The sequence below is a fragment of the Bacillus sp. FSL K6-2819 genome (assembly GCF_038008305.1).
Taxonomy (GTDB): domain Bacteria; phylum Bacillota; class Bacilli; order Bacillales; family Bacillaceae; genus Bacillus; species Bacillus amyloliquefaciens.
The window spans coordinates 347,790-360,760 of sequence record NZ_JBBOYV010000001.1; the positions used below are offsets into that span (position 1 = coordinate 347,790).

Here is a 12,971-nt window from a genome sequence, read left to right on the forward strand (position 1 = left end):
TAACAGAAGGGGGGAGCGGAGCAGATGAGCCAATTCAGCAAGGATCAAGTTCAGGATATGTATTATTTGTCGCCGATGCAGGAGGGAATGCTGTTTCATACTCTCCTGAATCCCGGCCAAAGCTTTTACATCGAACAAATGACAATGAAAGTAAAAGGTGATTTTTCCGTCAGGATGCTGGAAGAAAGCATGAACGTCATTGTGGACCGGTACGATATATTTCGTACCGTGTTCATCCATGAAAAAGTCAAACGCCCGGTGCAGGTCGTCCTGAAAAAAAGAACTTTTCACATTGACGAAATCGATCTGACACATCTTTCTGAAAGCGAACAGATGACCGCCATCAATGAGTATAAAGAGAAAGATAAGGTGAAAGGATTCCAGCTGACCCGTGACATTCCGATGCGTGCCGCCGTCTTCAAAAAAGCGGATAAGCGCTATGAATGGGTATGGAGCTATCACCATATTCTGCTTGACGGCTGGTGCTTCGGCGTCGTCGTTCAAGACTTATTTCAAGTTTATAATGCTTTAAGAGAAAACAAGCCTTACAGTTTAAAACCGGTCAAGCCTTATAAAGAGTATATTAAATGGCTCGAAAAACAGGACAAGCAGGCATCGCTCAGCTACTGGGGCGGCTATTTGGCGGATTTCGAGGGTCAGACGACGTTCGCTGAGCAAAGGAACAAACAGAAAGCCGCTTATCAGCCGAAGGAACTGCTTTTCTCCCTGCCCGAAGCGGAAACAAAAGCGTTCACGGAGCTCGCCAAATCACAGCATACGACTCTCAGTACGGCGCTTCAAGCCGTCTGGAGCCTGATACTGGGCCGCTATCAGCGCTCGGATGATGTCATGTTCGGTACAGTTGTGTCCGGACGTCCCGCGGATATTAAAGGCGTTGAGCATATGGTCGGACTGTTTATCAATGTTGTGCCGAAGCGGGTCCGCCTCACTGACGGCATGAATTTCAAAGATTTGCTCAGACATCTTCAGGAGCAGTCGCTGGAGTCAGAGCCGCATCAATATGTCCCGCTTTATGACATACAAAGCCAGGCTTCCCAGCAGAAACTGATTGACCATATCATCGTCTTTGAAAACTATCCGCTTCAAGACGCCGACAGCAAAGAAGCACGGCAGAACGGGTTTGAAATGGAAGATGTCCACGTCTTTGAAAAATCAAACTACGATCTGAATGTCATGGCGTCGCCGGGTGAACAAATGCTGATCAAGCTGGCTTACAACGAAAGTGTTTTTGACGAAGCGTTTATCAGCAGGCTGAAATCGCAATTGCTGACAGCCGTCAGCTATATCGTACAGCATCCGGAAGCGCCCCTTCATACGGTGAATATCATAGATGAGGCCGAAGAGAAACGCCTTGTCACAGACCTTAATCCATCCCGTCTGTCTGCCGAGGCGAAAAAACTGACGGATTGGTTCCGTCAGGCGGCTGAAGCAAATCCTGACGCGCCGGCAGTAACAGCCGGAGAAACAACGCTGACTTACCGGGAACTTCATGAAGAATCAAACCGTCTCGCGCACCGTTTACAAAAACAAGGAATCGGAAAAGGATCAGTAGCCGCTTTGTTTGTAAAGCGTTCTTGTGAGATGGCCGCAGGAATTCTCGGCATTTTAAAAGCGGGCGCGGCATACCTGCCGATCGATCCGGAGTACCCGGAGGACCGGATCGCCTACATGCTTGAAGACAGCAAAGCCGGTTGCATCGTGACGCATCAAGCGCTGTATGCGGAAGCTGAGAAGCTGCCGTATGCGGGAAGCCTGATGTGCATTGACGGAGAAGACGGGCTTGATGCCCCTTCTGATGAACCGGAAGCATCCGGCGGCGCCGATATGCCGGCATATATCATGTACACGTCAGGAACAACGGGCAAACCGAAGGGCAATGTGACCACACATGCCAATATTCAAAGAATCGCCAAAAACACAAACTATATCAGCATATCCGAAACGGATACGGTGCTCTCTCTTTCCAACTATGCCTTTGACGGTTTCACCTTCGATTTTTACGGATCGCTTTTAAACGGAGCAAGGCTCGTCATTGCGGATAAGGAGACCATTTTGAATACTGAAAAGCTGACTGAGCTGATCGTTTCAGAAGGCATCACCGTCATGTTTGTCACAACCGCGCTGTTTAATGTGCTGACAGACGCGGGTGGCGAGTGGATGAAAGGGCTTCGGCATATCCTATTTGGCGGAGAACGCGCTTCCGCGGCCCATGTCAGAAAAGCGCTCCGCATCATGGGGCCGGGCAGACTCATTCACGTGTACGGGCCGACTGAAGTGACCGTGTTCGCAACGGCTCATACCATTCATGACATTCCTGAATCCATGTCTGCTGTCCCGATCGGCAGGCCGCTGAATGAAACGGGCGCTTACATTCTCACGGAAACAGGGCGGCTGCAGCCATTCGGAGCGGTCGGTGAATTGACGCTGACCGGAATGGGTGTGTCAAACGGCTATCTCAACCGGGAAGATTTGACGAAGCAAAAATTCATCCCGAATCCATTCAAGTCCGGTGAGCGCCTATACCGCACGGGCGATTTGGCGCGCTGGCTCCCGGACGGCACGATTGAATTTGCCGGCCGTATTGACGATCAAGTCAAAATCCGCGGACACCGTATTGAACTTGAAGAAATTGAAAAGCAGATCCAAGCGTATCAAGGTGTTAAAGAAGCTGTTGCAGCCGTCAGCCGCAATGAATCGGGAGACGCTTACATTGATGCATACCTCGTATGCAGCGCTGAAATTGACACGAACGGGCTTGAAGTCTTTTTAAGCAGACAGCTTCCGGCATACATGGTGCCGCAATCGTTCACGATCCTTGAGAAACTCCCGCTCACGCCAAACGGCAAGGTGAACAAACGCCTGCTGCCGAAAGCAGAGCCGAAGCAGCGGACAGGCAAAGACCAGACGCCGCCGCGCAACGAAACGGAAGAACGCATCGCCCGCATTTGGGCCGAGGTGCTCGGAACAGAATCAATCGGGATTCATGATGACTTCTTTGCGCTCGGAGGCCATTCTTTAAAAGCGATGACCGCGGCGTCACACATTAAAAAAGAGCTCGGTACGGACATTCCGGTGAAGCTGTTATTCGAAGCGCCGACAATTGCGGGCATTGCCGATTTTCTGCTTCACGGTGAAGAAAAAGGAATGAAAGATCTCACAATCATGAATAAAAATCAGTCTGACACACTGTTTGCGTTCCCGCCGGTTCTCGGTTACGGGCTGATGTACCAGCCGCTCGCAAAACAGCTGTCCGGCTGCAGAATCTGTGCCTTCGATTTTATCGAGGAAGACAACCGTATCGACCGCTACACTGAACTGATCAATCAGCTTCAGCCGGAAGGGGCCATCAAGCTGTTCGGATACTCGGCAGGCTGCACGCTCGCCTTTGAAACCGCCAAACGGCTTGAAGCCGAAGGCCGTGAAGTGGAGCGGCTGATCATGGTGGACTCCTATAAAAAACAAGGCGTCAGTGACTTGGATGGCCGCACCGTAGAAAGTGATGTCCAGGCGCTGATGAAGGTGAACCGGGACAATGAAGCGCTGAATAACGAAGCCGTCAAAGAAGGGCTCGCCAAAAAAACAAACGCATTTTATTCTTATTTCGTACACACCGTCAGCACCGGCACGGTCAACGCGGATATAGATCTTTTAACATCAGAACCGGACTTTGCGATGCCGCCGTGGCTCGCTTCGTGGGAGGAAGCCACGACAGGTGAATACCGTGTGAAAAAAGGCTGCGGCACTCACGCAGAAATGCTTCAGGGAGAATGTCTCGAAAGGAATGCGGCACATTTGCTCGAATTCCTAAGGAATGAACATCTGAAGCTGACAACTTCACGATAGAAAAGGAGGAAGCCGCTAATGGTCCAGCTCTTTAAATCGTTCGATACGACAGAAAAAACGCAGCTCATCTGTTTTCCGTTCGCAGGAGGCTATTCCGCATCATTCCGCCCGCTCCACACCTATCTTCAGGGTGAGTGTGAGATGCTAGCCGCGGAACCGCCGGGACACGGCACAAATCAAATGTCCGCCGTTGAAGATTTTGAGCAGCTCGTCAGCTTGTACAAGCAGGAGTTGAATCTCAGTCCTGACCGCCCGTTTGTGCTGTTCGGCCACAGTATGGGAGGCATGGTCGCTTTCAGGCTGGCGCAAAAGCTGGAGCGGGAAGGCATTTACCCGCAGGCCGTGATCATCTCAGCCATCCAGCCGCCGCATGCGGAAAGGAAAAAAGTTTCTCATCTTGATGATGAAAAATTTCTCGCCCATATTATCGAGCTTGGCGGAATGCCGCAGGAGTTAGTGGAAAATAAGGAGGTCATGTCATTTTTCCTGCCTTCTTTCAGATCCGACTACCGCGCGCTTGAAAGCTTCCGCCCGTCTGATTCTCACATCATTCAATCACCCGTCCATATTTTTAATGGGCGGAAGGATCATAAATGTATCAGAGATGCGGACGGTTGGAAAAAATGGGCCGCAAATCCCGTTTTTCATGAGTTTTCGGACGGCCACATGTTCATATTAAGTGAAACTGAACATGTGGCGGAACGAATTTATGAGATTATTAACAGGAGCACTGCAGGCCAATTGTTATAAAATATGACAGACAGCATCCGCTGTCTGTTTTTTGTAACAAAATCGGCCTTGGAGTTTTCTCATTTATCAAAAATTTTATGTTATGATTTAATGGAATATCACTTTGAAGGGATTGTCGTACATGAATGATGCAGCTAAAGAGCTGAACAGAACATTATCTGAAGAAAACCCGCACGTGCTTCATATGCTTTCTGATTTGGGCAAAGATTTGTTTTATCCGAAAGGGGTGCTGACGCAATCGGCGGAAGCGAAAGCCAAGGCCGGAAAGTATAATGCCACAATCGGAATCGCCACCTCACAAGGAGAGTCCATGCACTTTTCCCATATACAAGAGACATTGTCCGCCTATAACCCCGATGATATCTACGATTATGCTCCGCCGCAGGGAAAAGAGCCGCTCAGACAGGAATGGCTGAAAAAAATGCGTCTCGAAAATCCTTCATTAGCCGGCAAAGACATCAGCACGCCGATCGTGACAAACGCTTTGACACACGGGCTGAGCATTGCCGCCGACTTGTTCGTCAATGAAGGGGATACGCTGCTTCTGCCTGATAAATATTGGGGAAATTACAACTTCATTTTCGGTGTCCGGCGCAAGGCATCTATTGAGACGTACCCGCTTTTTCAGCAGGATGGGCGTTTTAATGCGGCTGGTCTGTCCGAGCTGCTGAAAAAGCAGGAAGAGAAGGCGATTGTCGTGCTGAATTTCCCGAATAATCCGACAGGCTATACGCCGGGGGAAGAGGAAGCGTTAGAAATCGTCAGCGTGATTCTGGAGGCAGCGGAGGCTGGCAAAGAGATTGTCGTACTCGTAGACGATGCGTATTACAATTTGTTTTACGATGAAACGGCCATTCAGGAATCCATCTTCAGCAAACTCGCCCAAGTGCATGACAGGGTGCTTTGCGTGAAAATAGACGGAGCCACAAAGGAAAATTACGCATGGGGGTTCCGCGTCGGTTTTATTACGTACAGCGCAAAAAGCGAAAAAGCGCTGCGCGTGCTTGAGGAAAAAACAAAAGGGATTATCAGGGGAACGATTTCAAGCGCCCCGCATCCGTCCCAAACATTCATGCTGCGGGCGATGCAGTCACCGGAATACGAGAAAGAAAAATCACTGAAATACAACATCATGAAAAAACGGGCTGACAAAGTGAAAGCCGTTCTTGCAAAAAACAAGCACTATGAAGACGTATGGACGCCTTATCCGTTTAACTCAGGCTATTTCATGTGTGTCCGGCTGAAAGATATAAACGCCGGCGAATTGAGAGTGTCATTGCTTGAAAAGAGAGGGATCGGTACGATATCCATTAATGAAACGGATTTGCGAATCGCGTTTTCATGCGTTGAAGAAGAACATATCGCGGATTTGTTTGAAGAAATTTATCAAGAAGCAAAGCAGCTGCAGAAACAGGCGGAAATATCAGGCTGACAAAAAAGGAGGGGGGCACCCCTCCTTTTTCTATGCTTACAGCAGTTCTTCATACGTTTTCATCTCAATCCCGTCACAAAAATCGGGATGAGCCGCACAAACCGCCAGCTTATATTCTTCGTCCGCATCATATGTGCGGATGAAACATGGTTCATGTCCGTCCGGGAGTTCAATGGACACACAACCGTCCTCTTCAAGGCGGACGCTGAATGAATCAAGCGGCAGGGAAAGCCCTTTTCCGGCCTGTTTGATAAAGCTTTCTTTCATTGACCACAGGTGATAAAAATAATCGGTCTGCCGATCGGGATGTTTCGCTTGCAGATCACTGTATTCTGAAGGCGAGAAAAAACGTTTCGCTATATCAATCGTGCCGGGCTTCATTTTTTCAATATCGATGCCGATCGGTTTTGAGTCAACGGCACACACGATCCAGCGCCCGGAGTGGGAAATATTAAAGTGCAAGTCCGGAAGCGCGGGGATGTACGGCTTTCCGTACTCCTGGACGCTGAATACAATCGCAGCCGGATTAAGTCCGTAAGCCCTCCCCGCAATGGTGCGGATGAGCATGTCGCCCAGCAAGGTGCGGTGAGCATCCTCTTTATGATAAAAGCGCTGGCATTTTTCCCGCTTTTCAGCGGACACAGCCGCCATCATCCGATCCTCTTCCCTTGGAGAAAGCGGGCGGTCCATATATACTCCGTAAATCTTCATGTCCAGATCCTCCGTCTGCAAATATTGTCAAAACCATCCTATCATATCAGACGCAAGCTGTCCGGCAATAAAAAAAACAAAACCGTGTCGGCTTTGTTCTTAATGAACGGACGCTGCCCGCCCGTAGATCGCATATGTTAACAGTTTAGAGGACTGAGGCAAAGAAAAACGCAGAATCAGCCCGGTCAAAACAGCCGTAATAATGGTTCCGGCTCCGATCGGTCCGCCCATCGTCCAGGCTGCGGCAAGAATCGTCAGTTCAATGCCGTTCCGCACCCATTGCACGTTCCAGCCCGTTTTTTCAGAAATCAGCAGCATCAGAGAGTCCCGGGGGCCCGCGCCGAGCCCGGCCGATACGTAAATACCGACGCCGCAGCCGATCAGCAGCAATCCGAAAGAAAAAAACACGGCCGCTAAGGAAAAAGCGTGCGCTTCAGGAAGCAGAAATGAAAAAAAATCAATAAACATTCCCATCATCAGCATATTCAAGATGGCGCCGATTTTCGGGAGCGTTCTCGTGAACAGGCAGGTTAAAGCGACGATCACCGCGCCGACCACGATGGACCATTGCCCGACGGAAAGACCGAAATGCTGAAAAAGCCCATAATGAAAGGCATCCCAAGGGCTGATGCCGAGAGCTTTTCCTTTAATGGTTAAAGATACCCCGAAAGACAAAATCAACAGACCGGCAAAATAAAACGTCCAGCGCATCACGAATTCCCGCTTCAAAGAGGTCCCTTCTTTCATAAAATCTCATTAATTGTCATTGTAGCATAACTGCCAAAAAAAAGAAGAGCGAAATCAGTGTTTCGCTTCTTCTTCGGCTCCTACAAAGGATTCAGTATACGATTCAAAAACCGCTGCGTGCGTTCTTCTTTCGGCGCGGAAAAAATTTGGGCCGGTGGTCCTTGTTCCACAATGACGCCGCCGTCAATGAAGATGACTTCATCGGCCACTTCCTGCGCGAATTTGATTTCATGCGTGACGACAACCATCGTCCAGCCTTCATTCGCCAAATCCTTAATAACTTTGAGCACCTCGCCGACCAGCTCCGGGTCAAGCGCTGACGTCGGTTCGTCAAACAGCATCAGCTCAGGCTGAATCGCAAGCGCGCGGGCGATGCCGACACGCTGCTGCTGACCGCCGGAAAGCTGGAACGGATATAAATTCATTTTGTCTTTCAGTCCGACTTTTTCAAGAAGCTCAATCGCTTCTTTTCTGACTTGCTCTTTGTCGCGCTTTTGCACTTGAATGGGTCCTTCCATAACGTTCTCAAGCGCCGTGCGGTGAGGAAACAGATGATACGCCTGAAAGACCATGCCTGATTTGCGGCGGAGGCGAAGGATATCAGCCTGCTTCACTTTTTTGGAGAAATCTATTGAAAAATCGGAGAATGCCAGCTCGCCGTGATTGGGAATCTCAAGCGCGTTCAGACAGCGCAGTAGCGTCGTTTTTCCTGAACCGGACGGTCCCAGAACGGCGATGACTTTCCCTTTTTCTATCTCCATATCTATCTTTTTTAAAATTTCATTCTGGCCGAATGATTTATTTAATCCTTTAACAGAAAGCATATCGAAACCTCCTTATTTGGCCACATAACGGTCGAGACGCCGTTCGATCACAAGCTGTACGATTGACAGCAAGAAGCAGATGATCCAATAAATAAAGGCGGCTTCAATATAGATGACCAAGATCTGATCAAGGTTTTGCGCGCCGATTTCCTGCGCTTTCCTGAACAGCTCCGCGACGAGAATTTGTGACGCGAGAGATGTATCCTTGATCAGGCTGATAAATGTATTTGATAATGGCGGAATGGACACGCGAAACGCCTGCGGCAGGATCACGCGGAACAATGTCTTGCGATAGGTCATGCCGATCGTATAACCGGCTTCCCATTGCCCTTTCGGCACGGATGAAATAGATGCCCGAATGATTTCAGAAGCATAGGCGCCTACGTTTAGTGAAAATGCGATGACAGCGCTTGGGAAAGGGTCCAGTGTAATATTAAAGGTCGGGAACAGATAAAAAATGATGAACAATTGAACGAGAAGAGGAGTGCCGCGCACCGCTGATACATATACGCTGAACACCCATCTCAATGGTTTCATATTTGACATTCTGGCGAGCGCCGTAATCAGCGCGATGATCATTCCGAAAATAAAGGAAAGAATGGTAAGGGGAATCGAGTAATAGATTCCCCCGGAAAGAATCGGCCAGAATGACTGCTGCACCAGATCCCATGGAATGGCTGCCGCAATCACGGGCTCAGGCATGTTACTTAGAAACATCTTCGCCGAACCATTTTTTAGCTATTTTAGAAAGAGTCCCGTCCTCTTTCATTTCTTTTAACGCTTTGTTGACGTGAGTCACAAGTTCGCCGCTTCCTTTTCGGAATGCGAAATAAGTTTGTTGCGGCTGCCCAGCTTCAAACGCGATTTTCACGTTTTTATTGCCGGACGTTTTTAAGTAGTTCAGTACGGCAAGCTTATCGTTGTAAGTCAGATCAGCGCGGCCCTGCTGAATGAGCTGAAGGGATTGCGCCATGCCTTCAACGCCTTCAATTTTCGCGCCGGCTTCTTTCGCTAATTTATTGTAATTGCTTGTTAATGACTGAGCCGCGGTTTTTCCTTTGACATCAGCTTCTTTTGCAATCGTGCTGTCTTTTTTCGTCACGACGACGGCATTTGACGTTGTGTATTTATCAGAAAAATCATATTGGTTCTCACGGCCTGTTTTGCCGACTTGGTTAGCGACGACGTCAAACCGTTTAGCATTTAATCCGGCAAACATGCTGTCCCATTGCGTTTCTTTGAAGTCAGCTTTCAGACCGAGGCGTTTCGCGACTTCTTGAATGACCTCAACATCATATCCGGTCAGTTTGTCAGTCTTTTTATCATGGAAGGTAAATGGTTCATACGTTCCTTCTGTACCGACGGTCAGTACGCCTTTTTTCTTGACAGAAGCCCAAAGATCGCCGTCTTTTGACTTCGATCCGCTGTCCTGTGAGTTTCCGCAGGCTGCAAGCACCGCGATGCTGACCATCATGAATAAAGCCAATAATGCTTTTTTCATTTTCTTTATTCCCCACTTTTCTGATTAGTTTTATTGAGAAAAAATAGCTCCCAATTGTAAAGGATAACTTTTTTTTAGTATGAGTCAAGTAATTGGTTTTCATGAGTGTGAAATCTCCGTGTTTCCGGGGGTCAAAATAATTGCAAAAACTGTCTGACCGGCTTCGGCAGGTAGCTGTCTTTTCTCCAGATGACGGCCGGTGTCATGACAAACGGGTTGTCCTCGATGGCGACCGTTTTGACATGCGATCGCATATGGACGGGAATCATCGTCAAAGGCAGAATCGTGGCTCCGAACCCAGATGAGACGAGGCTCAAAAGTGTCGCGGAGTCATGGCATTCACAGACAACCTGAAGGTCGAGACCGTACTGTTCACAAACATGGAGGACTTGGTCATACACACCCCTTCCATTGACGGTGCGCAAAAGGATCAGAGGCAAAGAAGCGATGTCCTTCAGCTTAATCGTTTTTCCGCACAGGCGTTTTGTATGCTCAGACAGCACCAATACACACGGAATGTCTTCAAGCTCCTTTGATTCAATGCCGTCGCTCTTAATCAAGGTGGTGGTGACGGCGGCGTCAATCTGTCGGGATTCTAAGAGCTCCAGCAGTGAGACGGGTTCGTCTTCCCAAATGTTAAAGGTGAGATGAGGATACCGCTCTTTCATCTGCGACACTTTCTCAAGCATGAGTGCGGCGCAGTAAATGGTTGACCCCACGGCAAGGGGGCCGGCTGCTTCTTCCTTCAGCTCTTGTACCTCGATAATGGCGTCCTCAAACTTATGAAGAATCTCTTTCGCTCTTTTCAAAAATACGTTTCCTTCATATGTAAGGGTCATTTGTTTCTTTTTATTGCGGTCAAACAGAATGACGCCCAATTCTTCTTCGAGCTGTTTCAGCTGTCTGCTTAACGGCGGCTGAGCCATATGAAGCTTTTTGGCGGCCGTCGTAATTTTCTGCTCTTGGGCAATGGTGACGAAATAACGCAATTGCCGGATATCCATGAGAATGCGCTCCTTTCTTTTATACCTTTAGGGTATGATATATAGATTTAACGAATATTTTTCATATGGATATATCAGGAGTATGATGGTTTTGACACCATATTTCAAGCGTAAAGGAGGGTTCAATATGAAACTCGTCATCGGAATGACCGGGGCTACGGGAGCCATATTCGGGATCAGGCTTTTAGAATATTTAAAGGCCGCGGAGATCGAAACCCATCTTGTCGTTTCTCCTTGGGCAAATGTCACCATCACACATGAAACCGATTATACGTTAAAAGATGTAGAGAAACTGGCGTCCTATACGTATTCTCACAAAGACCAGGCAGCGGCGATTTCAAGCGGCTCGTTTGAAACGGATGGGATGATCATCGCTCCGTGCAGCATGAAATCACTTGCAAGCATCCGCACCGGAATGGCTGACAATCTGCTGACAAGAGCGGCTGACGTCATCCTGAAAGAGCGGAAAAAACTTGTGCTTCTGACCAGAGAAACGCCGCTCAGCCAAATCCATTTAGAGAATATGCTAGCGCTTACAAAAATGGGTTCCGTCATTCTTCCGCCGATGCCGGCTTTTTACAACAAACCGGCTGACATGGACGAATTGATCGACCACATTGTGTTCCGGACGCTCGACCAGTTCGGCATCCGTCTGCCGGAAGCGAAACGGTGGTACGGAATTGAAAAACAAAAAGGAGGAATCTGATAATGGCCTATCAGGATTTTAGGGAATTTCTCGCCGCTCTTGAAAAAGAAGGGCAGCTGTTAACAGTCAACGAAGAGGTAAAACCGGAGCCGGATCTGGGCGCCGCCGCGCGTGCAGCCAGCAACCTCGGGGATAAAAGCCCCGCACTTTTGTTTAACAATATTTACGGACAACATCATGCGCAGGTCGCCTTGAATGTCATCGGCTCCTGGCCGAATCACGCGATGATGCTGGGCATGCCGAAAGATACGCCTGTAAAAGAACAATTCTTTGAGTTCGCCAAACGGTACGATTCATTTCCGGTATCGGTCAAACGGGAAGAAACTGCGCCGTTTCATGAAAATGAAATAACGGAAGACATCAATCTTTTTGACATCCTTCCGTTATTCAGAATCAACCAGGGAGACGGCGGCTATTATTTGGATAAAGCGTGCGTCATTTCCCGCGATCTTGAAGACCCGGACAATTTCGGCAAGCAGAATGTCGGCATTTACAGAATGCAGGTGAAGGGAAAAGACCGCCTCGGCATCCAGCCCGTGCCTCAGCATGATATTGCGATTCATCTTCGCCAGGCTGAAGAACGGGGCGTGAATCTTCCCGTTACGATCGCGCTGGGCTGTGAGCCGGTGATTACGACGGCCGCGTCAACTCCGCTGTTATACGATCAATCCGAGTATGAAATGGCCGGAGCGATTCAAGGGGAGCCTTACAGAATCGTCAAATCCAAGCTGTCCGACTTAGACATCCCGTGGGGCGCCGAAGTCGTTCTGGAAGGAGAGATTCTCGCGGGAGAACGGGAATACGAAGGCCCTTTTGGTGAGTTCACGGGTCATTATTCAGGCGGCCGCAGCATGCCGGTGATCAAAATCAAACGTGTATATCATAGAAACAATCCGATTTTTGAACATTTGTACTTAGGCATGCCGTGGACGGAGTGCGACTATATGATCGGCATTAATACATGTGTGCCTCTTTACCAGCAGCTGAAGGAAGCATATCCGAACGAAATCGTCGCCGTCAATGCCATGTATACGCACGGTCTGATCGCCATCATTTCAACGAAAACACGATACGGCGGCTTTGCTAAGGCGGTCGGCATGCGCGCCCTGACAACACCGCACGGACTCGGCTACTGCAAAATGGTCATTGTCGTGGATGAGGATGTCGATCCGTTTAATCTGCCGCAAGTCATGTGGGCGCTTTCAACGAAAATGCATCCGAAACACGACGCAGTCATTATTCCTGACCTGTCCGTTCTTCCGCTTGACCCGGGGTCTGATCCGGCAGGGATGACACACAAAATGATTCTTGACGCCACAACGCCTGCCGCGCCGGAAACAAGAGGCCATTATTCGCAGCCGCTTGATTCTCCGCTGACAACAAAAGAGTGGGAACAAAAACTGATGGACTTAATGAATCAATAAGAAAGGAT

At 48.9% G+C, this 12,971-nt stretch carries 11 protein-coding genes; 5 read left to right on the top strand and 6 right to left on the bottom strand.

The annotated features are described in order from the left end of the window. Positions 1 to 24: 24 nt before the first annotated feature. The 3 genes from MHH91_RS01790 to MHH91_RS01800 all read left to right on the top strand — a co-directional run bounded on the left by MHH91_RS01790 (position 25) and on the right by MHH91_RS01800 (position 6,046). Positions 25 to 3,864 (top strand): non-ribosomal peptide synthetase, encoded by a 3,840-nt coding sequence (locus MHH91_RS01790; RefSeq protein ID WP_014469727.1) that lies wholly within the window; start codon positions 25 to 27, stop codon positions 3,862 to 3,864. An 18-nt stretch (positions 3,865 to 3,882) separates the two neighbouring features. Next, positions 3,883 to 4,614, top strand: coding sequence for a surfactin biosynthesis thioesterase SrfAD (gene srfAD, locus MHH91_RS01795; RefSeq protein ID WP_014469728.1), 732 nt, complete (start codon positions 3,883 to 3,885; stop codon positions 4,612 to 4,614). Between the two features lie 121 nt (positions 4,615 to 4,735). Continuing rightward, positions 4,736 to 6,046: an aminotransferase class I/II-fold pyridoxal phosphate-dependent enzyme gene (locus tag MHH91_RS01800; protein ID WP_014469730.1), complete on the top strand. Its 1,311-nt coding sequence runs from the start codon at positions 4,736 to 4,738 to the stop codon at positions 6,044 to 6,046. 36 nt (positions 6,047 to 6,082) lie between these two features. Here MHH91_RS01800 and MHH91_RS01805 read toward each other — a convergent pair whose 3' ends face one another. The 6 genes from MHH91_RS01805 to MHH91_RS01830 form a co-directional block, all read right to left on the bottom strand. Then, complete coding sequence (locus tag MHH91_RS01805) at positions 6,083 to 6,757, bottom strand: 4'-phosphopantetheinyl transferase family protein (RefSeq protein WP_014471424.1); 675 nt, start codon at positions 6,755 to 6,757, stop codon at positions 6,083 to 6,085. Between the two features lie 99 nt (positions 6,758 to 6,856). Further along, positions 6,857 to 7,486: a YczE/YyaS/YitT family protein gene (locus MHH91_RS01810; RefSeq protein ID WP_014469732.1), complete on the bottom strand. Its 630-nt coding sequence runs from the start codon at positions 7,484 to 7,486 to the stop codon at positions 6,857 to 6,859. Between the two features lie 98 nt (positions 7,487 to 7,584). Beyond that, a complete protein-coding gene (tcyC, locus tag MHH91_RS01815) occupies positions 7,585 to 8,328 on the bottom strand; it encodes a cystine ABC transporter ATP-binding protein TcyC (RefSeq protein WP_014469733.1) in 744 nt (247 codons plus the stop codon). 12 nt (positions 8,329 to 8,340) lie between these two features. Continuing rightward, positions 8,341 to 9,045 (bottom strand): amino acid ABC transporter permease, encoded by a 705-nt coding sequence (locus MHH91_RS01820; protein WP_013350980.1) that lies wholly within the window; start codon positions 9,043 to 9,045, stop codon positions 8,341 to 8,343. Beyond that, on the bottom strand, positions 9,032 to 9,829 hold the full coding sequence (gene tcyA / locus MHH91_RS01825; protein WP_014469734.1) for a cystine ABC transporter substrate-binding lipoprotein TcyA: 798 nt from the start codon (positions 9,827 to 9,829) through the stop codon (positions 9,032 to 9,034). The genes MHH91_RS01820 and tcyA overlap by 14 nt, the downstream gene beginning before the upstream one ends. A 131-nt stretch (positions 9,830 to 9,960) precedes the next feature. Then, a complete protein-coding gene (locus MHH91_RS01830; protein WP_014469735.1) occupies positions 9,961 to 10,833 on the bottom strand; it encodes a LysR family transcriptional regulator in 873 nt (290 codons plus the stop codon). A gap of 85 nt (positions 10,834 to 10,918) precedes the next feature. Here MHH91_RS01830 and MHH91_RS01835 point away from each other — a divergent pair, with 85 nt between their 5' ends. Both MHH91_RS01835 and bsdC read left to right on the top strand, forming a co-directional pair. Beyond that, the gene (locus tag MHH91_RS01835) at positions 10,919 to 11,539 is read left to right on the top strand and encodes a non-oxidative hydroxyarylic acid decarboxylases subunit B (RefSeq protein WP_013350983.1); all 621 of its coding nucleotides are present in this window, start codon (positions 10,919 to 10,921) and stop codon (positions 11,537 to 11,539) included. 2 nt (positions 11,540 to 11,541) lie between these two features. Beyond that, complete coding sequence (gene bsdC / locus MHH91_RS01840; RefSeq protein ID WP_014469736.1) at positions 11,542 to 12,963, top strand: phenolic acid decarboxylase BsdC; 1,422 nt, start codon at positions 11,542 to 11,544, stop codon at positions 12,961 to 12,963. Positions 12,964 to 12,971 lie beyond the last annotated feature (8 nt).